Genomic DNA, 17187 nt, shown 5'->3' on the forward strand with positions numbered 1-17187 from the left:
CGCGTCCGCCTTGGGCGGCACCGCCGCCCAGATCAATCCGCCGCCCCAATCGTAGACGACATCGCCGCCGGTCTCCCGCGCCAGTGCCTGCCCGAGCGCGCCGCCCGAGGCCGGGGGACAGACGATCCGCCATACCGGCCAGGCGCCGAGCGCGCCAGCCGCCGCGAACGGCGCAACGTCGCGCAGCGCGCTCCAGATCGAGAGGGAGGCGGCGTCCTCGATGGTCTCGACCGCGCCGTAGGAGGCGAGCGTCTTGGCGAGGTGGGCCGCACGGTGCGCGGCCGATGCCGCAATCCCCTCGAGCCGCAACAGCGTGACGGCCTGCTCCGGCGCCCCCAGAGCAACGAGCGCAGCGTCGGTCGGACGGAACGCCGAATTGGGCAGATGCGCCGCCCCGGAGACATCGAAGGGCGAGCCGAGCGCCGCGGTCATGGCGCGGCCTGCGGTGACGTCGTCGAGACCGCGCAGGATGAGCGTGCGTTCGGCTTCCGGCTTCGGCATCACCTTCAGCGTCACCTCGGTCATCACCGCGAGCGTGCCCCAGGAACCGCTGAGCAATTTGCAGAGGTCGTAGCCGGTGACGTTCTTCACGACCTTGCCGCCGGTCTTGAAGCTGTCGCCAAAGCCGGAGACGGCATGGGCGCCGAGCAGGTGGTCGCGGACGCCGCCGGACTTGATCCGGCGCGGCCCGGCGAGCCCCGCCCCGATCATGCCGCCGATGGTGCCGCTCCCCTTCATGCCGAGCAGCACCGAGGTATCGACCGGCTCGAAGGCGAATTGCTGGTTCTTGACATCGATCAGCGACTGCACGTCGGCAAGCGGCGCGCGGCTTGCACAGTGATGATCAGCTCGTTCGGCTCATATGAGACGATCGCATTCAGCGCGGAGAGATCGACCACCGCGTTGGTCGCCATCGGATGGCCGATTTCTCGCCTGGAACCGTGGCCGATGATCTCGAGCGGCTGCTCGGCGGCGATCGCCGCCCGCACCACCTGCTCGACGTCTTCAGCATCTCGTACCTTCCTGATGTCCACGCCTACCGCCTGCCTTTCCACCGCAGCCGCTACCGTTCCCGCCATCCCTTCTATAGGCATCGATGCCGGACACAAGGGTACCGTGGCGGAAGATGGCGCTTCCCCAGTCGCCCGCCCGCGATCCATTCGGTACGCGATCCTGGCGCCTCTATATGCATATATACTTCGATCAATATCGAAGTGATTTCTATCATACTTCGTCCTGTATCGAATTATCATCGGCAGCCGCGGATGTAGGAAGCGGCTTCCACGCAACCCAATCAAAGGAGCAATGGTTATGGGTCAATATGCAATCGACAAGACCGTGAAAGAGGCCGTCGATGGCAGCGGCTTGCTGGTGGTCGCGCAATGGGAGGCGAAGGAAGGTCAGGCCGACCGGATCGCCGAGATCCTGTCGCGCTTCCTGCCCGAGGCACAGAGCGAGCCTGGTGCAAAGCTGTTCCTGATCTCGCGCGCCAAGGACAACCCGGCGCAGTTCCTGTTCTACGAACTGTTCCGCGACGAAGCCGCCTTCAAGGCGCATCAGGACAGCGCGCATTTCAAGACCTACATCGCCGGCGAAGCGCTGCCGCTATTGGCAAAACGCGAACGCCTGCAATACACGCTGCTGTGACAGTCGATAGTCGCGTGTCGCGGTGCCAATTGCTGCGCCCTCTCCCCTTGTGGGAGAGGGCTACTCCGGCGCGGGCAACGTACTCACTAGGGTGAGGGGTCTCTCTCCACGAACACCTGCGCTCGTGGAGAGAACCGCTCATCCGGCGCTTCGCGCCACCTTCTCCCACAAGGGGAGAAGGGCGCTAGAATCGCGGAATATCCGGAAATGCCAGCTTGCCGCCATGCACGTGGACGCGGCCGAGTTCGGCGCAGCGGTGCAAAGTCGGAAACACCTTTCCTGGATTGAGCAGGCCTTGCGGATCAAAGGCGCATTTCAGACGCTGCTGCTGGTTGAGATCGATCTCGGAAAACATTTCCGGCATCAGGTCGCGCTTCTCGATGCCGACGCCGTGCTCGCCGGTGAGCACGCCGCCGAGTTCGACGCAGCAGCGCAGAATGTCGGCGCCGAAGGCCTCCGCGCGCTCCATCTCGCCGGGCTTGTTGGCGTCATAAAGAATGAGTGGATGGAGATTGCCGTCGCCGGCGTGAAAGACGTTGGCGACGCCGAGCTGGTATTTTTCCGACAGTTCGCGGATGCGCGCCAGCGCCTTCGGCAACGCGCCGCGCGGGATGGTGCCGTCCATGCAGAGATAATCAGGCGAGATCCGCCCGACCGCGGGAAAGGCCGCCTTGCGGCCGGCCCAGAACAGGTTGCGTTCGGCTTCCGAATTGGAGATCTGGCAGGTGGTCGAACCGCAGCCCTGCGCGATTGTCTCGACCCGGCGGATCAGTTCGTCGACCTCGATGCTCGGGCCGTCGAGTTCGATGATCAGGAGCGCCTCGACGTCGAGCGGATAGCCGGCATGGACGAAAGCTTCGGCGGCGTGGATGGCGGGTTTGTCCATCATCTCCATGCCGCCAGGGATGATGCCGTCGCCGATGATGCGCGCGACGCATTCGCCGGCGGCCTCGACCTCGGCAAAACCGACCATCAGCGCGCGCGCCGTCTCCGGCTTCTGCAGGATGCGCACGGTGATTTCGGTGATGACGCCGAGCAGCCCCTCCGAGCCGGTGATAATTCCCATGATGTCGTAGCCGGCGTTCTCCGCCGACTTGCCGCCGATGCGCAGGACCTCGCCGTTCATCAGCACGATCTCGCAGCCGAGCACGTTATTCGTGGTCATGCCGTATTTCAGGCAATGCACGCCGCCCGAATTCTCAGCGACATTGCCGCCGATCGAGCAGGCGATCTGCGATGACGGATCGGGCGCATAGTAGAAGCCGGCATGCGCCACCGCCTGGCTGATCGCGAGGTTGGTGACGCCGGGCTCGGTCACGACGACGCGGTTGTCGAAATCGATCTCGCGGATGCGCTTGAACTTACCCAGGCCCAGCAGCACGCCGTCCGCCAGCGGCAGCGCGCCGCCAGACAGCGACGTGCCGGAGCCACGCGGCACCACTTTGATGCCCTGCTCATGGCAATATTTCAGCACCCTTGAGACCTGCTCGGTGGTGTCGGGCAACACCACGACCATCGGCGGCTGGCGATAGGCCGTGAGGCCGTCGGATTCGTAGGCCAGCATCTCGGCCGCACTATCGATCACGCCCTCGCCCGGCACGATCGCCCGCAATGCAGCAACGATCTCGCTGCGGCGATTGAGAACCGCCTGATCGGCAGCCGGCATCATGATGGCCATGCGGGTCCCTCCAAGCTTTGCGCTTTATCGATTTGTCCGGGAAAATCAAGCATTTCCGGGCTCAAATGGGAAGGCCGGGCGAAACTTGCTGCCCCGCAGATCAAGTTCTCTCTCGGGCAAGCCTGCCGCCGTGAACACTGTCAAAGTTTCGTCACTTGTCCAATCGAGGCAGGCCTGCCACAAGCGACCCGCCCACCTACCAGGGAAGAAACAAAGAGCACCACATGAAAACATCGATCTTGAGCGCGCTGGCCGTCGTCACCTCAGTGTTCGTTGCATCGGGCGCACAGGCGCAGGATGTTGCCGCCGGCAAGACCTCGTTCAACAAGTGCCTCGCCTGCCATGCGATCGGCGAAGGCGCCAAGAACAAGGTCGGCCCCGAGCTCAACGGCATCGACGGCCGCCACTCCGGTACCGCGCCTGATTACAACTATTCGGACGCCAACAAGAATTCCGGCATCACCTGGAACAAGGAACAGTTCCTCGAATACATCAAGGACCCCAAGGCCAAGATCCCCGGCACCAAGATGGCGTTCGCCGGCATCAAGAACGAGACGGAAGCCAACAACCTCTGGGCCTTCCTCTCGCAGTTCGACAAGGACGGGAAAATCAAGCAGCAGTAACGGTCTCTTCGGTGGCGACGCCCATACAATGCGGCGTTGCCACCTTGTACCATAGTGTGGTACACTGCCTCGTTAAGGCAGTTCGCCTCGCATGATCGTAAGCTTCCGGGATGATTGGCTACGGGCTTTTTTCGTCGAGGACGTCAAGTCGCGAAATATCCCGCCCGATCTCGAAAGTCGGTTGTTTCGTAGGCTTCAGATGCTGGACGACGCGACCACCGAGCGAGATTTGAGGGTACCGCCGAGCAATCATTTCGAGAAATTGCGGGGCAATCTGGCGGGTTTTCACTCTATCCGCGTCAACAAGCAATGGCGGCTTGTATTCCGATGGTCAAACTCCAAGGGCGAAGCGGAAGGCGTCTACCTTGACGACCACAGCTATAGGTGAAGCAGGAGACGGTCATGCTGACGACCAAGCGCAAGCCGGCCACGGTCGGCGAAATCCTCAAGGAAGAATTCATGCAACCGCTTGGGTTGACTCAAGGCGCGCTGGCCGAGGCCATGGGGGTTCAACGCAAGCATGTCAACGAACTCTGCAACGACCGCCGGAGCGTCACTGCCGCGACCGCGCTCATTCTTGCCCGTGTATTCGGCAACAGCCCGGAATTCTGGCTGAACATCCAGCGGCGCAGCGACTTGTGGCAAGCGATGAATTCACCTGGCGAGCGTAAGCGGATCGAGCGTGCGAAGCCGATTGGAAGAGCCGCATAGCTCACTGCTAGACTTTGCGTAACCTTTTCCCTATTCCCCGGTCGCGACACTCCGCGGCTTCCCGATCATCGCTTCGATCTCCGCGATCACAAGGCTAGGCGCGGCATTCTGGATCATGTGGCCGGTGCCCGGCAGCACGATCAGCTTGGCATGCGGCACGGCGGCGGCGAGCGGGCGGGAATGGATGTCGGTCGACACCGTCCTGTCGGCGTCGCCGGCAATGATGGTGAGGGGCGCTTTGATCATGCCGTAGCGCGGCGCCTGCTCGGCGACTGCCGCCTTCAACGTCACCAGGTCGCGCGCATTGGCGATGAATTCGCGCGGCCGCAGCAAGAGCGGCGTTGCTGTATCCTTCACGAAACCGTCCGGCATGGTCTGCGGCAGGAATACACCGCGCGCGCCCGGCGCGGCGAGCAGCGTGCCGAGCGGCAGCGTGATCGTGTAGGCGAACAGCGGGCCGATCACAGGCGTGGCGATCAACTCGTTGTACTTGCCGACGCCGCCCCTCCAGGGATAGGCGACCGGCGCGAGCAGCACGAGGCCGGCCATGCGGTCGGGATCATCGAGCGCCAATCTCAGGCCCAGCGCGCCGCTCCAGGAATGCGCGACCACGACCGCCCGCTCGATGCCGAGCTTCGTCAGCACCTCCGAGATCATCCGGCCCTGAATCGCGGGCGTGGAGCCGCTGGCCCGTGCGCGGGTGCTCCAGCCATGGCCGGGACGGTCGATCAGGATCACGCGATGATCCCGCGCGAGGCGCTCGCCGAGCGGCCGGCGCATCACCTCGAGATTGGAGCTTGCGCCGTGCAACATCACGATCGGTGGCGAGGCCGCCTCGCGCGGACCGATATCGACGACATGCAGCGCATCGCCTGTCACCTCGACCATCAGGCCCTGCGCGGGAAAGGCCCGTTGCACCAGCACGACGCCTAACTGCGTGGCGGCGGCCAGCAGCGCCAGCGCCGCCACTGCGATCACAATCGTCATCGGTAAGGTCCGGTTGATCTGTTGCAGGGGAAAATTACGGCGCCCGGCGACGCCCATGCCCTATCGTCAGGCCACGCCGGTTTTCCACAACGCGCCCATCCTGTGGATAGCGGGTTCATACCAGCGTCATTACCTGTTCCGTACATTCTCGCCGGCATTCTGCCAAAACGCGCGGCTTGATCGAGATGGAACACGGCAAGCCTGTCCACGCAATCCACAGGAACAGGACGCCGCAGCAACAGTTCATAAGGAAATTCGGAGGAGTATCAATGAGTTCCGATCCCTGCGAGACGGCTATCGACCAGATCGTCGCAAGCTGCAATGGCGACCTGCATGGCGCATTAAGGGCGCTGCTGTTGGTCAATGAGCAACTCGAGGCCGAGCTGCAACAGCTTTATGCGGCAGCGGCGCGCGACCAGTTCACCCGTAGCGGCAGACTGCTGCACTGAGTTCAAGGGCTCAACCCGGCGCCGTCACTTGAGCCCCTATTTGGGGTTGTCGGCCGGCGGTTGATCCCTTGGGCATTGGCTGATCGTGGAGCGGGCGAGCTTGGCGTCATCGACCGAGTTGTAGGGACCGTCGGCAAACCAGATGTTCCCGTCGACGATCGGGTTGCTGGTGACGATGTCGCAGGTGTTGGTGGCGCGATTGCCCACCACCCAATAGAGCCCTTCGGCAAGACCGACGACCGTCGTCGCGACGATCACCGTGCCGGCCAACAGCAAGGATTTCATGGCTTCGCTCCAGGCGGGTTCGAGCGGGAACCAAGCCGGGTAGCGGCAATTGTTCCGCGCCGCAATCGGCTGCCGGAAGTCGTGGTTAATCCCGTGAAACTAGATATCGCGGCCTTCGACCTTTTCGCTGAGCTGCTTCACCAATTCCGGCACCTTCTCCAGGTGCGGATTGATGGCAAGCGCCTTGCGGAAGGCGTCCAGCGCGCGCTTGTCGTCGCCGAGGTCCTGCATGATCATGCCGAGGCCGGCCAACGCGCCGAAATGGCGGGGTTCGCGGATCAGGACCTGCTGGATGTCCTCCAGCGAATGCGCATAGTCATTCTTTAGGTAATAGAGCGTCGCGCGTCGGTTCCAGCCCTCGATATAGTCCGGCCGCAGCTTCACGACGGCATCGAGCAGTTTCAGCGCGACATCGGCGTTCTGGGCGTCCATCGCAGCCTTGGCGCGCACCATCAGAAGCATTGCGGTATCGCTCGGCGTCTGCAGCCACTGCGCCCAGATCCGCGCCTCCACATGCTTGGCGCTGGCCTCATCGGGCGCCGCCTTCAGCGCGCCGAACAGGAAATCCAGTCCGCGGGTACGATCGGCGCCAACCTTCGGCAATTTGCTGGGCGCTTCGGGGAGCTTCTTCTGCTCCTTGGGCGGAGGGATGACCCGGGGATCGCCCTGGGCAAACGCCGCCGCAGGCGCCGCAATCACGATCGCGGCGATCAAAAACGCAAGTTTGCGAGTTATGAGCCTCAGGAATCTCAATTCCATCCGCATAGCTTAAACGCACAACGCCGCGCTGCAAAGCGGCGCGACGTCAAAGACGTGTGAAACGATGCGTCAGGGCGAGCCGACGGAAGGACCCGCGATCAGCCTTGGCGGGCCTTGAAGCGGCGCTGCACCTTGTTGATCACATAGACCCGGCCCTTGCGGCGGACCAGACGGTTGTTGCGATGGCGGCCGCGCAGCGATTTCAGCGAGTTACGGACCTTCATGGGACAATCCTGATGCGTTGAAAGGCCGTGCTCAAGCCCGAACCTAAAACCTGCCCAAATGTGGCGAAGTGGGATTCGTCCCGAAAAACGGCCCTGCCGCCCGGGACGGCCGCGTTCTAAGCGATCAGGGGCATAAATGTCAATCTAATAGGCCCGCTACCCGCGGCTTTCTGGCTGTCTTGCGAAAATCGTTATATAGTATAGTCAATTTGGAAGCCCCAGGAAGCAAGCCGCTGGGAACCCCAAGGACCTCCAAGAATGCCAAAGCTCAAGCTGCCCGACATCGACAATGTCGTCGCGATCGACATCCACACCCATGCCGAGGAGCCCTGCGGCATGCATGGCGACGACGGCTATGACGACTTCCAGGCGCAGATGGCGGAGTATTTCAAGTCGCCACACAAGCATCCGCCGACGGTGCCGGAAACCGCGGCCTATTACCGGTCCAAGAACATCGCGGCCGTGATCTTTCCTGTCGATGCCGAGCGCGAGACCGGTTTCCGCCGCTACAACAATTACGAGATGCTGGAAGTCGCATCGGAAAATCTCGATGTGCTGATTCCCTTCGTCAGCATCGATCCGCACAAGGGTAAGCTCGGCGTGCGCGAGGCGCGGAAGCTGATCGAGGACTACGGCGTCCGCGGCTTCAAATTCCATCCGACCATGCAAGGGTTCTATCCGAACGACCGCCTCGCCTATCCGCTCTATGAAGCCATCAACGACGGCGGCGCGATCGCGCTGTTCCACACCGGGCAGACCGGCGTCGGCAGCGGCATGCCCGGCGGCATGGGGATGCGGCTGAAATATTCCAATCCGATGTATATGGACGATGTCGCCGCCGACTTCCCCGACCTGAAGATCATCCTCGCGCACCCGTCCTTCCCCTGGCAGGAAGAGGCGCTCTCGGTCGCGACCCACAAGCCGAACGTCTATATCGACCTCTCCGGCTGGTCGCCGAAATATTTTCCGCCGATCCTCGTGCGCTACATCAACTCAATCCTGCAGGACAAGATGCTGTTCGGCTCGGACTGGCCGGTGATCACGCCGGACCGCTGGCTTGCGGATTTCGCCAAGCTCGACATCCGCGAGGAGATCCGCCCCAAAGTGCTGAAGGCCAACGCGCGGAAGATTTTGGGTATATAAAGCGATCCTTGGATCGCCGGCAGGCGATTGAACGAGAGGTGGTCAATGCCAAACCTCGCCAAGATCGCTGCCATCGTCGCTGCACTCCTGACCGGAAGCGCGAACGCGTGCCTCGCGGGCGATGCGCCGGAGGGCCGCCTCGTCGAGATCGAAAATCCGCTGGCGAGCTCGCAACCCCTGCAAGGCTACCTGCGGCAACCCCGCGATGCCGGCGCTTTGCCCGCGGTCGTGCTGCTTCATGGCTGCAATGGCGGCTGGCGCCAGCTCGACCAGCGCTGGGGGAAGCTGCTCGTATCCTGGGGCTATGTCACGCTCACGGTGGACCGCTTTGGTCCGCGCGGCCTCAGCAGCACCTGCGCCGGCGGCCCGCCACCCGCAACCGTCTTCGACGCCTATCGCGCGCTGGCCTTCCTCGTGCAGCAGCCTTTCGTCGATCGCGATCGCGTCGCGGTGATCGGCTTCTCGCAGGGCGGATTGCTGGCGCTGACCTCGGTCGAGCGCGGCATGATCGAGCGGGCATCGGACGACAAATTCCGCGCAGCGATTGCATTCTATCCGCCGTGCCTGGGCATCAAGGACAGCATGACTGTGCAGACGCTGATCCTGATCGGCGAGCTCGACGACTGGACACTGGCCAAGGAGTGCCGCAACCTTGTCGAAGGCCGCGACGACTACGGCATTTCGCGCCAGAAGGGCCTGGGCGTTCCGATAGAATTCATCGTCTATCCCGGCGCCTATCACGCCTTCGATGTCCCGAGCCTTGCAACACCGGTACAGTTTCTCGGGCATCGTCTCGAATTCAACCAGGCAGCCCGGGATCAATCGGTCGACGCGGTGCGCAAATTCCTGTATGCGACGATCGGCGGGCAAGAGAAGGTACAATGACCATCAAAGCCGTCGTCTTCGATGCCTATGGCACGCTCTATGATGTCCAATCGGTCGCTGAAGTGACCGAGGATGCATTTCCCGGCTATGGCGAGATCATCACGCAGATCTGGCGCATCAAGCAGCTCGAATATAGCTGGCTGCGCTCGCTGATGCGGCGCTACCAGGACTTCTCCGTCGTCACGCGCGACTCGCTCGCCTACACGCTGCGAAGCCTCGGCCTGCAATATGACGCCGGAACGTTCGACGGGATCATCGACAAATACCTGCATCTCGATCTCTATCCGGACGCGCTCGCCTCGCTCGGGGCGATGAAGGACAAAAAACTCGCGATTCTCTCCAATGGCAGCCCGGACATGCTGAATGCCCTGGTGCGCAACAGCGGGCTCGACCGCCTGCTGGACGCAACCATCAGCGTCGATGCCAAGAAGGTCTTCAAGCCGAGCCCGGAGGCTTACACGCCGATCGAAGAAGTCCTTGGCGTGCCGCCCTCGGACGTCCTGTTCATCTCCTCGAATCCGTGGGACGCCTGCGGCGCCAAGGCGTTCGGCTTGAATGTCGCCTGGATCGAGCGGGTGACGCCGCAGGCCATGGCGCTCGCCTGCGTCGAAAGCGAGACCTTGCCACCGCTCACGATGTTCAAGGCGCTACGCACACAGATGGATGAGCTCGGCGTTGCGCCGGACTATCGCATCCGTAGTCTATCCGAGCTTCCTGCGCTGGTCTCATCCCACAGGTCCTAGAATATGAGTCTGGAATCCGTTCGCGCCTTCTTCGCCGAGAAGGCGCCCGACATTGCCGTGATCGAATCGACCAAGAGTTCCGCGACGGTAGCACTGGCGGCGGAAGCCCATGGCGTCGAACCGGGGCGCATCGCCAAGACACTGTCGCTGCGGGTCGGCGAGCGCGTGGTGCTGATCGTCACCAGCGGCACCTCGCGGATGGACAACAAGAAGGTGAAGGCGCTGTTCGGCGTCAAGCCGAAGATGCTGGGGCTGCACGAGGTCGCCGCTATCACCGGGCACGAGGTCGGCGGCGTCTGCCCCTTCGGCCTGAGGACACAGCTCGCGGTCTATTGCGATGTGTCGCTGAAGGCTTTCGACATCGTCGTGCCTGCTGCGGGCTCGACCCACAGCGCGGTCAGGATCGCGCCGTCGCGGATGGCGGAATTGACGTCGGCCGAATGGGTCGACGTCTGCGAGCATCGGCCGCAGGAGGAAGTGTCGGCCTATTCGTCATAACGTCTCGACGGCGCCGACTGATGCTGCACTGGCGGCGCGCCGCGTGCGCGTGGCGCAGATTGCGGCGTCGCACGTGAAGGCGCCTGTTGGGCGCTCGCACTGGATTCGAATACCGCACGACAATCATGGGAGAGTTGCGGCGTGTTCTGCCGCAAACACGCCGTGATCCGGTTGGTATCAGGGATTTGATCGCTGCACAGCCGCCATACATCGGGCGTGCAGGCCATCTGCTGTTCCCAGGTTCCGCGATACTCTTCTGAGAATGCCGGGTTTTGCACGACCAGTCCGGTGCCGATCAGGATCGCACAACCCAGGACAATGCGCGGCGTTCGCATGCAGGATCCTCTTCCGATATCTTGTCGATAAACGTCTCGTTCGATTGCATCTTGGCTTGCCGGTTCCAGGCACATGCCGAGTTGCGAATATGACAAATGAATGAGACTTCGGAAGGTTCGCGACCCGCAACAAAACGTGAAATCGCCTACTCCACTTTGCCGATTTTCTTGACCGCTGCGATCAGCCGCGCGCTGTCGTCGGCGACGAATTTGGAAAACTCCGGCGCATCGAGATAGGCGACCGGACTGCCCGCGGTCTCGAACGTCTTGACGACCTCCGGCGCTTTCACCGCTTCCGCCATCGCCTCCCGCAGTCGTGTCATGATCGGCGTCGGCAATGCGCGCTGCGCGAACAGGCCGGCCCAGATGTAGAACTCGACATCCTTGTAGCCAAGCTCCTTGAACGTCGGCAGGTCGGGAAAGCTGGCGACGCGTTCGGCGCCCCAATTGGCGAGCACCCGCATCTTGCCATCGGCGACCTGCTGCTTCAGCGTGCCAGGCGCGGATGCCACCGCCTGCACCGTGCCGCTCAGCAGCGCGGTCAGCGCCGGGCCTGCGCCGCGGAACGGCACGTGCAGCAATTTGATGCCGGCGCTCGCGGTAAACATTTCCATCGCGACGTGAAGCGTGCCGTAGGGACCGGACGAGCCATAGGGGATCTGGCCAGGGCGCCGTTTGGCATCGACGACAAAATCCTGCAGCGTCTTCCATGGAGCGGAGGCCGGCACCGCGAGCAGCGTCGGATCGGCGAGCACGCGCGCGACCGGCGCGAATTGCGACACCTCATAGGCGACCGGGCGGTCGAACAGCCGATCGGCTTCGGGCAGCACGGCGAGCGAGGACAGCGTCATCAACAGCGTGTAGCCGTCCGGCTCGGCGCGCGCCGCCTGCGCATTGCCGACGGAGCCGCCGGCTCCACCGGCGCGGTTGTCGACGATCACGGGCTTGCCGAGGATCCGCTCCAATGCCAGCGCCACCGGCCGCGCCGCGAGATCGGCCTGCCCACCGGCCGGAAACGGCACGATCATGGTGATGTTGCGGTTGGGATAGACAGCGCCTTGCGCGAAAGCAGCGTGCGAAAGCGCGGTTTGCGCGAGCGGCAAGACGGCGGCAGTTTTCAAAAGCTCGCGGCGGTTCATCGGCAGTTTCTCCCCGGTGGTTTTGTTTGGTTTGATTTGTGGAAACAGCGTAGCCGATAGAGAGCGTGATGTGCAAAGGTGGTCATCGCCTCACCGCTTCCTGCCCTTTACAAAATGCTTTGCGAGAAACTCCGCGAGCACTTCAACGCGCGCGGGGCGCGGGCCGCCAGGGGGCGTCACCAGGTGCACGGCGCCTTCGGGCAGCTTCCAACCCTTGAGGATCACCTCGACCTCGCCGCGCGCGATGGCTTCCCCGACGATGAAATCGGGGAGATCGGCGATGCCGAGGCCGGCGAGAACTGCCGGCAGCAGCGCTTCGCCATTGTTGACGCGCAACTGCCCAGCGGGACGGACGCTCGCTTGTTCGCCGGCCGCGTTGGTGTAGTGCCAGACGCCCGCGGTCGAGAGATAGGCGTAGCCGAAGCATTTATGCTCGGCGAGATGCATCGGATGCGTCGGCCGGCCGTAGCGCTTCAGGTAGGACGGCGCCGCCACCGTGTAGCGCGGCATCGCGCAGAGCCGCCGCGCGATCAAGGATGAATCGGGCAAGCGCGCGATGCGTAGGCCGGCATCGAAACCTTCGCCGATCAGGTCGACGGTGGCATCGCTCAAATGCAGGTCGATCGACACCTCCGGATATTTCTCCAGAAACTCCGGCAACAGCGGCGCGACTGATTTCACTCCGAACGTCATGGGCACCGCGAGCCGCACCAGGCCGCGCGGAGTGACCGATTGTGCCAACGCCTCGTTCTCGGCGGCCTCCCCGTCGGCAAGCAGGCGCGCGGCGCGCTCCGACAGCTTTTGCCCTGCATCCGTTAGCGCCAGCCGCCGCGAGGTGCGGTTGAACATCCGCGCGCCGAGCCGATCCTCGAGCCGGCTGACCGCCTTTGAGACGGTGGCCTTCGACAGCGAAAGATCGGTTGCGGCCCCCGCGAATGACCGCAATTCAACGACTTTTGCGAATATTGCGAGCGCTTCGAAATCCGGGAGTTTTGACATTCTGGCGATTGCCCCTGCCACAAATGGAAACAATGAGTTTCGATAGTTTCTATTTCTATACCACGCCCGACGGCATATCCAAACGAAATCGAAATTTGAGGAACATCCGATGATCGAACTCAGACCCTATGCGAAGCTCGGCGGCGCCGACCATGGCTGGCTGAAGGCGAAGCACCACTTTTCGTTCGGCAGCCACTACGACCCGAACAATATGGGCCACGGCGCCTTGCGCGTGTGGAACGATGACGAGATCGCGCCGAACACCGGCTTTCCGCCGCATCCTCATGCCAATATGGAGATTATCACCTATGTCCGCGAAGGCGCTATCACCCATCAGGACTCGCTCGGCAACAAGGGCCGTACCGAAGCTGGCGATGTGCAGGTGATGAGCGCGGGAAGCGGCATCCGCCACGCCGAGTACAATCTCGAACCGTTGCAGACGAAGATCTTCCAGATCTGGATCGAGCCGACGACGCAAGGCGGCGAGCCCACCTGGGGCTCCAAGCCGTTCCCGAAGGGCGATCGCTCCGGCAAGCTCGTCACGATCGCGAGCGGCTTTAAGGGCGATGCCGACGCACTGCCGATTCGCGCCAAGGCGCGGGTGCTTGCGACCACGCTGAAAGCCGGCGAAAGGGCGGAATATGCGCCGGAGCAAAAGCGGCATCTCTATCTCGTGCCCGCGGCCGGCAGCATCGAAGTCAACGGCGTGCGTGTCGATGCCCGTGACGGCGCCGCGATCCGCGACGAAGCCAAGCTGACAATCACCGCGCTGGAAGATTCCGAGCTGGTGCTGGTCGACGCGGCATAACTTCACTCGTCATGCCCGGCCGCCTGTCCCCGACCTGATCGGGGATGACCCGGTCATCCATCCCCTTCGACAGGTTTCTCGATTGTGATCGATTGCCGGGTCACAAGCCCCGGCAATGACGCTCTAACTTCAACAACACCCAACCAACGGAGAGCCATCATGGCCAAAGTTCTCGTCCTCTATTATTCCGCCTATGGTCACATCGAGGCCATGGCCAATGCGGTCGCCGAAGGCGCGCGCGAAGCCGGCGCCACCGTCGATATCAAGCGCGTGCCCGAGCTGGTGCCGGCCGAAGTCGCAAAAGCGTCATACTATAAGCTCGACCAGGCAGCGCCGGTCGCGAAGATCGATGATCTCGTCAATTATGATGCTGTTATCATCGGCACCGGCACCCGCTTCGGCCGCATGTCCTCGCAGATGGCGAACTTCCTCGATCAGGCCGGCGGTCTCTGGGCGAAGGGCGCCTTGCATGGCAAGGTCGGTGGCGCCTTCACCTCGACCGCGACCCAGCACGGCGGGCAGGAAACGACGCTGTTCTCGATCATCACCAACCTCCTGCATTTCGGCCTCACCGTGGTCGGGCTCAATTACGGCTTTGCCGGCCAGATGAAGCTCGACGAGATCACCGGCGGTTCGCCCTATGGCGCCACCACGATCACCGGCAGCGACGGCAGCCGGCAACCGAGCGCGAACGAGCTTGCGGGCGCCCGTTATCAAGGACGTGTGATCGCGGAGACCGCGAAGAAACTGCATGGCTGATGCGAGTTCGAGGGCGTTCTCGTTTGTGAGCGTGGCCCTATGTAGAGCGTGCGGTCGGAGCCTTCATTTCGATCGCACCTTCATGTTCAAAACCGCATGACTGCAGCCGCCAGGTCCTTGCCCCCCGGACCTGGCGGCACATGCGCGTCGGGGATCACGACATGGTTGAAATGCTTTTCATGGCGCAATTGGTGCGCAGGCCGCTGCAGGCGATGGCGCGGCGCTGGTGGTGCAAGAGTCTTTTCCGCGCCACGCGCGGGCAACGCCGTTGTCCTGAATGCACGAAGTCGTGATGTCGATTTGTCGGCCCGCATGCTTGGAGCTGCCATAACGAACTCGTGATAAAGTGATTGCGTTCACGGTCACTGAGCGCGGGGTCCTGGCATGAGCAACACCAAGCAAACGCAATGGCCGGAACTGCCGACGGCAGCATGGCGTGACACCTCTGCGACGCTGCAGCTCTGGACCCAGATCGTCGGCAAGATCCGGCTGGCCAAGTCGCCTTGGCTGAATCATTCGTGGCATGTCACGCTCCATGTCACCGCGCGCGGGCTGACCACCTCACCGATTCCCGACGGCATTAGAACCTTTCAAATCGATTTCGATTTCGTCGATCACTCCTTGCGCATCTCGACCAGCGACGGCGCTGAGCGGCATTTTGCGCTGGCCGGGCTCTCGGTGGCGGGCTTCTACGCGGCGGTGCTCGCTGCGCTGAAAGAGCTCGACATCGACGTTACGATCGACGAAATGCCAAACGAGGTGCCGGACCCGATCCGTTTCCCGGAGGACAACCAGCATCGCTCCTACGATGCTGACGCCGTGCGACGCTTCTTCCAGATCCTCTTGAACTGCGATCGGCTGTTCAAGCAGTTCCGCACCGGCTTCCTCGGCAAAGCCAGCCCCGTGCATTTCTTCTGGGGCAGCTTTGATCTCGCAGTGACGCGTTTCTCCGGCAGGAGCGCACCACGCCATCCCGGTGGCGTGCCGAACCTGCCGGATGCGGTTGCGCACGAAGCCTATTCGCACGAGGCGAGCAGCGCGGGTTTCTGGCCAGGCGGCGGCGCCATCGATTATCCGGCGTTCTATTCCTATGCCTATCCCGAACCCGCGGGCTTCCGCACCGCCAAGGTGCGACCCGACGCGGCTTTCTTCAGCGAAAAGCTCAGCGAATTCATCCTGCCCTATGATGCCGCGCGCACCTCCGGCGATCCCGACCAGGCGGTGCTGGAATTCCTGCAAAGCACCTATGAGGCCGCCGCGAATGCCGCAAAATGGGATCGCGATGCGCTGGAATGCCCGCTTGGCCGACCCGGCGTGGTGCGGCAGCTCTGAGCCGCGCCGACCTTAGATCACGATCCGATCAGGTTTAATCGGCTCTAATTCAACAGCTCCGGCTTGGTCACTGTTTGCCTGATCTGCGCACCACAATCGGAGCATTCATAGGTGAAGTCGATCCTCGCCAGGCTCCAATGCGGCGCAACGTCCGTGACGAACATCGGAAGCCCTGCGCAGCTCGGGCACATGATGAAGTCCGGTTCCACGGCATGGTGATGGATATAGGCTGGCATGTCGGCTCTCCTTGCGGAACATTCCCCGGTGGCCCAACCCGGGAGCCAGCATACGGCGCTGCAGCGATCACAATTGTGGACTTTTGCGAACATAGAAGGAACGCCCACACAATCCTCGTGAGTGTGACAAATCTGCATTGAAGCAGATCAGCTCTCTTCGCGTGATGGCGGTTTACCGAGCGCGCGTTTTAGATACGTCGCCAGCTTCGGATATCTGCGCAATTCCTGCGCGGCCCGATCACGGAGCGCACGGGGCAATCCGCGCCAACTCAAGGCGGCGCTGATATCAAGCAACGGCAGGCGCTTGACGCCGAAACGACGCTTATAGGCGTAGTTGCCGATCGAGAAATCGAACTCGCGGACACCCTGCTTGTGCAGCGCTGCCATGGTGCGCTCGATGATCAGCCGGCCCGGCGAGCAGTTGCTCCATTTGTCGCCGGCGTTGCTGATGCGGATCATCACGTAGCGCGAGCCGTTGCGGACTCCGAGCAGCGTTGCCGCCACCTCCTCGCCCACCGTCAGCGCCGACACGATGGCATAACCGCTGGCGACACCGTTGCGGACCAGGCTGCGATAAAACGCGGCGCAATTCTCGTCATTGAGGATGAAATTGACTCCGAGGCTCTGCATCCGCGAGCTCTGCTGCGCCTCGGTCGTCGCGAGAATCCGAAGCGCTTCGTCACTGTCCGCGGCGATCGTGAAGCTCGCCGCCGGATCGCGCGTAAACACGCGCCAGCTTCGCTCCAGCTCCTTGCGCACCGTCCGCTCCAGCGTGTGGCGCCAGGCATCGTAATCGTCGCCCGTGGTGACGAGATTGCCATTGACCGGGCAAACCGCCGCGCCATCGAGCAGCGCCAACGGATTGGGCCGCCCGTCGAGATCGGGCGCGACCTTGCGCAAGCGGATGAGATCGGCGCCGCCGGGCAGCTTGCGCAACGCGGCGCGCA

General features: G+C 62.8%; 22 protein-coding genes and 1 pseudogene. 12 read left to right on the forward strand and 11 right to left on the reverse strand.

What is annotated here, in order from left to right; all coding sequences use genetic code 11:
- A pseudogene (locus CWO89_RS25585) lies at positions 1-1034 on the reverse strand (FAD-binding protein); the annotation flags it as partial.
- A gap of 277 nt (positions 1035-1311) precedes the next feature.
- Between CWO89_RS25585 and CWO89_RS25590 the strand changes: the two are divergent.
- Positions 1312-1647: a putative quinol monooxygenase gene (locus tag CWO89_RS25590; RefSeq protein WP_130581426.1), complete on the forward strand. Its 336-nt coding sequence runs from the start codon at positions 1312-1314 to the stop codon at positions 1645-1647.
- Between the two features lie 184 nt (positions 1648-1831).
- Here CWO89_RS25590 and CWO89_RS25595 read toward each other — a convergent pair whose 3' ends face one another.
- Positions 1832-3325: an FAD-linked oxidase C-terminal domain-containing protein gene (locus CWO89_RS25595; protein ID WP_130581427.1), complete on the reverse strand. Its 1494-nt coding sequence runs from the start codon at positions 3323-3325 to the stop codon at positions 1832-1834.
- Positions 3326-3549: 224 nt separating this feature from the next.
- Between CWO89_RS25595 and cycA the strand changes: the two genes are divergently transcribed.
- From cycA to CWO89_RS25610, 3 genes are all read left to right on the forward strand, one after another.
- Positions 3550-3948: a cytochrome c-550 CycA gene (cycA, locus tag CWO89_RS25600; RefSeq protein WP_028166970.1), complete on the forward strand. Its 399-nt coding sequence runs from the start codon at positions 3550-3552 to the stop codon at positions 3946-3948.
- 91 nt (positions 3949-4039) lie between these two features.
- Positions 4040-4336: a type II toxin-antitoxin system RelE/ParE family toxin gene (locus tag CWO89_RS25605; protein ID WP_130581428.1), complete on the forward strand. Its 297-nt coding sequence runs from the start codon at positions 4040-4042 to the stop codon at positions 4334-4336.
- Between the two features lie 14 nt (positions 4337-4350).
- Complete coding sequence (locus CWO89_RS25610; protein WP_130581429.1) at positions 4351-4659, forward strand: HigA family addiction module antitoxin; 309 nt, start codon at positions 4351-4353, stop codon at positions 4657-4659.
- Positions 4660-4689: 30 nt separating this feature from the next.
- Here the strand turns inward: CWO89_RS25610 and CWO89_RS25615 are convergent, their stop codons facing one another.
- Positions 4690-5646: an alpha/beta fold hydrolase gene (locus CWO89_RS25615; protein ID WP_130581430.1), complete on the reverse strand. Its 957-nt coding sequence runs from the start codon at positions 5644-5646 to the stop codon at positions 4690-4692.
- A gap of 269 nt (positions 5647-5915) precedes the next feature.
- On the opposite strand from CWO89_RS25615, the gene CWO89_RS25620 reads away from it, so the two are divergent.
- Positions 5916-6095 carry a hypothetical protein gene (locus CWO89_RS25620; protein WP_028166972.1) on the forward strand — a complete coding sequence of 60 codons (180 nt, stop codon included), beginning with the start codon at positions 5916-5918 and terminating at the stop codon, positions 6093-6095.
- 36 nt (positions 6096-6131) lie between these two features.
- On the opposite strand, the gene CWO89_RS25625 is transcribed toward CWO89_RS25620, so the two are convergent.
- The 3 genes from CWO89_RS25625 to ykgO all read right to left on the reverse strand — a co-directional run bounded on the left by CWO89_RS25625 (position 6132) and on the right by ykgO (position 7363).
- Positions 6132-6380: a hypothetical protein gene (locus tag CWO89_RS25625; protein ID WP_130581431.1), complete on the reverse strand. Its 249-nt coding sequence runs from the start codon at positions 6378-6380 to the stop codon at positions 6132-6134.
- Positions 6381-6479: 99 nt separating this feature from the next.
- Complete coding sequence (locus CWO89_RS25630; protein WP_130581432.1) at positions 6480-7139, reverse strand: tetratricopeptide repeat protein; 660 nt, start codon at positions 7137-7139, stop codon at positions 6480-6482.
- Between the two features lie 98 nt (positions 7140-7237).
- On the reverse strand, positions 7238-7363 hold the full coding sequence (gene ykgO / locus CWO89_RS25635) for a type B 50S ribosomal protein L36 (protein ID WP_002718645.1): 126 nt from the start codon (positions 7361-7363) through the stop codon (positions 7238-7240).
- A 258-nt stretch (positions 7364-7621) separates the two neighbouring features.
- On the opposite strand from ykgO, the gene CWO89_RS25640 reads away from it, so the two are divergent.
- Genes CWO89_RS25640 through CWO89_RS25655 form a run of 4 tightly spaced genes read left to right on the forward strand, consistent with a single transcriptional unit; the run spans position 7622 to position 10632 of the window.
- Positions 7622-8506, forward strand: coding sequence for an amidohydrolase family protein (locus CWO89_RS25640; protein ID WP_028166975.1), 885 nt, complete (start codon positions 7622-7624; stop codon positions 8504-8506).
- A gap of 45 nt (positions 8507-8551) precedes the next feature.
- Positions 8552-9391, forward strand: a complete 840-nt coding sequence (locus CWO89_RS25645) for a dienelactone hydrolase family protein (protein ID WP_130581433.1) — start codon at positions 8552-8554, stop codon at positions 9389-9391.
- The gene (locus CWO89_RS25650; RefSeq protein WP_130581434.1) at positions 9388-10134 is read left to right on the forward strand and encodes a haloacid dehalogenase type II; all 747 of its coding nucleotides are present in this window, start codon (positions 9388-9390) and stop codon (positions 10132-10134) included. Before CWO89_RS25645 ends, CWO89_RS25650 begins: the two co-directional genes overlap by 4 nt.
- A gap of 3 nt (positions 10135-10137) precedes the next feature.
- Complete coding sequence (locus CWO89_RS25655; protein ID WP_130581435.1) at positions 10138-10632, forward strand: YbaK/EbsC family protein; 495 nt, start codon at positions 10138-10140, stop codon at positions 10630-10632.
- Here the strand turns inward: CWO89_RS25655 and CWO89_RS25660 are convergent.
- From CWO89_RS25660 to CWO89_RS25670, 3 genes are all read right to left on the reverse strand, one after another.
- Positions 10620-10967, reverse strand: a complete 348-nt coding sequence (locus CWO89_RS25660; protein ID WP_130581436.1) for a hypothetical protein — start codon at positions 10965-10967, stop codon at positions 10620-10622. The two genes, CWO89_RS25655 and CWO89_RS25660, sit on opposite strands and share 13 nt — an antisense overlap.
- A gap of 146 nt (positions 10968-11113) precedes the next feature.
- Positions 11114-12106, reverse strand: a complete 993-nt coding sequence (locus tag CWO89_RS25665) for a tripartite tricarboxylate transporter substrate binding protein (RefSeq protein ID WP_130581437.1) — start codon at positions 12104-12106, stop codon at positions 11114-11116.
- A 90-nt stretch (positions 12107-12196) separates the two neighbouring features.
- Entirely contained in the window at positions 12197-13105 is a 909-nt protein-coding gene (locus tag CWO89_RS25670) for a LysR family transcriptional regulator (protein WP_130581438.1), read from the reverse strand.
- Between the two features lie 109 nt (positions 13106-13214).
- Between CWO89_RS25670 and CWO89_RS25675 the strand changes: the two genes are divergently transcribed.
- The 3 genes from CWO89_RS25675 to CWO89_RS25685 all read left to right on the forward strand — a co-directional run bounded on the left by CWO89_RS25675 (position 13215) and on the right by CWO89_RS25685 (position 16004).
- A complete protein-coding gene (locus tag CWO89_RS25675; protein WP_130581439.1) occupies positions 13215-13913 on the forward strand; it encodes a pirin family protein in 699 nt (232 codons plus the stop codon).
- Positions 13914-14072: 159 nt separating this feature from the next.
- A complete protein-coding gene (gene wrbA / locus CWO89_RS25680; protein WP_130581440.1) occupies positions 14073-14672 on the forward strand; it encodes an NAD(P)H:quinone oxidoreductase in 600 nt (199 codons plus the stop codon).
- Between the two features lie 384 nt (positions 14673-15056).
- A complete protein-coding gene (locus CWO89_RS25685; RefSeq protein ID WP_130581441.1) occupies positions 15057-16004 on the forward strand; it encodes a DUF5996 family protein in 948 nt (315 codons plus the stop codon).
- Positions 16005-16048: 44 nt separating this feature from the next.
- Here CWO89_RS25685 and CWO89_RS25690 read toward each other — a convergent pair whose 3' ends face one another.
- Both CWO89_RS25690 and CWO89_RS25695 read right to left on the reverse strand, forming a co-directional pair.
- On the reverse strand, positions 16049-16240 hold the full coding sequence (locus tag CWO89_RS25690; RefSeq protein ID WP_130581442.1) for a hypothetical protein: 192 nt from the start codon (positions 16238-16240) through the stop codon (positions 16049-16051).
- Positions 16241-16387: 147 nt separating this feature from the next.
- A partial coding sequence (locus CWO89_RS25695) for a GNAT family N-acetyltransferase (protein ID WP_130581443.1) occupies positions 16388-17187 on the reverse strand: 800 nt, incomplete at its 5' end.

The sequence above is a fragment of the Bradyrhizobium sp. Leo170 genome (genome assembly GCF_004296405.1).
Classification (GTDB): Bacteria; Pseudomonadota; Alphaproteobacteria; order Rhizobiales; family Xanthobacteraceae; genus Bradyrhizobium.

Coding starts and splice junctions, on each gene's coding strand:
- CWO89_RS25645 (WP_130581433.1), top strand. CDS start 8,552: ATGCCAAACCTCGCCAAGATCGCTGCCATCGTCGCTGCACTCCTGACC.
- CWO89_RS25655 (WP_130581435.1), top strand. CDS start 10,138: ATGAGTCTGGAATCCGTTCGCGCCTTCTTCGCCGAGAAGGCGCCCGAC.
- CWO89_RS25610 (WP_130581429.1), top strand. CDS start 4,351: ATGCTGACGACCAAGCGCAAGCCGGCCACGGTCGGCGAAATCCTCAAG.
- CWO89_RS25595 (WP_130581427.1), bottom strand. CDS start 3,325: ATGGCCATCATGATGCCGGCTGCCGATCAGGCGGTTCTCAATCGCCGC.
- CWO89_RS25660 (WP_130581436.1), bottom strand. CDS start 10,967: ATGCGAACGCCGCGCATTGTCCTGGGTTGTGCGATCCTGATCGGCACC.
- CWO89_RS25615 (WP_130581430.1), bottom strand. CDS start 5,646: ATGACGATTGTGATCGCAGTGGCGGCGCTGGCGCTGCTGGCCGCCGCC.
- CWO89_RS25690 (WP_130581442.1), bottom strand. CDS start 16,240: ATGCCAGCCTATATCCATCACCATGCCGTGGAACCGGACTTCATCATG.
- wrbA (WP_130581440.1), top strand. CDS start 14,073: ATGGCCAAAGTTCTCGTCCTCTATTATTCCGCCTATGGTCACATCGAG.
- CWO89_RS25640 (WP_028166975.1), top strand. CDS start 7,622: ATGCCAAAGCTCAAGCTGCCCGACATCGACAATGTCGTCGCGATCGAC.
- CWO89_RS25685 (WP_130581441.1), top strand. CDS start 15,057: ATGAGCAACACCAAGCAAACGCAATGGCCGGAACTGCCGACGGCAGCA.
- CWO89_RS25605 (WP_130581428.1), top strand. CDS start 4,040: ATGATCGTAAGCTTCCGGGATGATTGGCTACGGGCTTTTTTCGTCGAG.
- cycA (WP_028166970.1), top strand. CDS start 3,550: ATGAAAACATCGATCTTGAGCGCGCTGGCCGTCGTCACCTCAGTGTTC.
- CWO89_RS25670 (WP_130581438.1), bottom strand. CDS start 13,105: ATGTCAAAACTCCCGGATTTCGAAGCGCTCGCAATATTCGCAAAAGTC.
- CWO89_RS25620 (WP_028166972.1), top strand. CDS start 5,916: ATGAGTTCCGATCCCTGCGAGACGGCTATCGACCAGATCGTCGCAAGC.
- CWO89_RS25590 (WP_130581426.1), top strand. CDS start 1,312: ATGGGTCAATATGCAATCGACAAGACCGTGAAAGAGGCCGTCGATGGC.
- CWO89_RS25630 (WP_130581432.1), bottom strand. CDS start 7,139: ATGGAATTGAGATTCCTGAGGCTCATAACTCGCAAACTTGCGTTTTTG.
- ykgO (WP_002718645.1), bottom strand. CDS start 7,363: ATGAAGGTCCGTAACTCGCTGAAATCGCTGCGCGGCCGCCATCGCAAC.
- CWO89_RS25650 (WP_130581434.1), top strand. CDS start 9,388: ATGACCATCAAAGCCGTCGTCTTCGATGCCTATGGCACGCTCTATGAT.
- CWO89_RS25665 (WP_130581437.1), bottom strand. CDS start 12,106: ATGAACCGCCGCGAGCTTTTGAAAACTGCCGCCGTCTTGCCGCTCGCG.
- CWO89_RS25675 (WP_130581439.1), top strand. CDS start 13,215: ATGATCGAACTCAGACCCTATGCGAAGCTCGGCGGCGCCGACCATGGC.
- CWO89_RS25625 (WP_130581431.1), bottom strand. CDS start 6,380: ATGAAATCCTTGCTGTTGGCCGGCACGGTGATCGTCGCGACGACGGTC.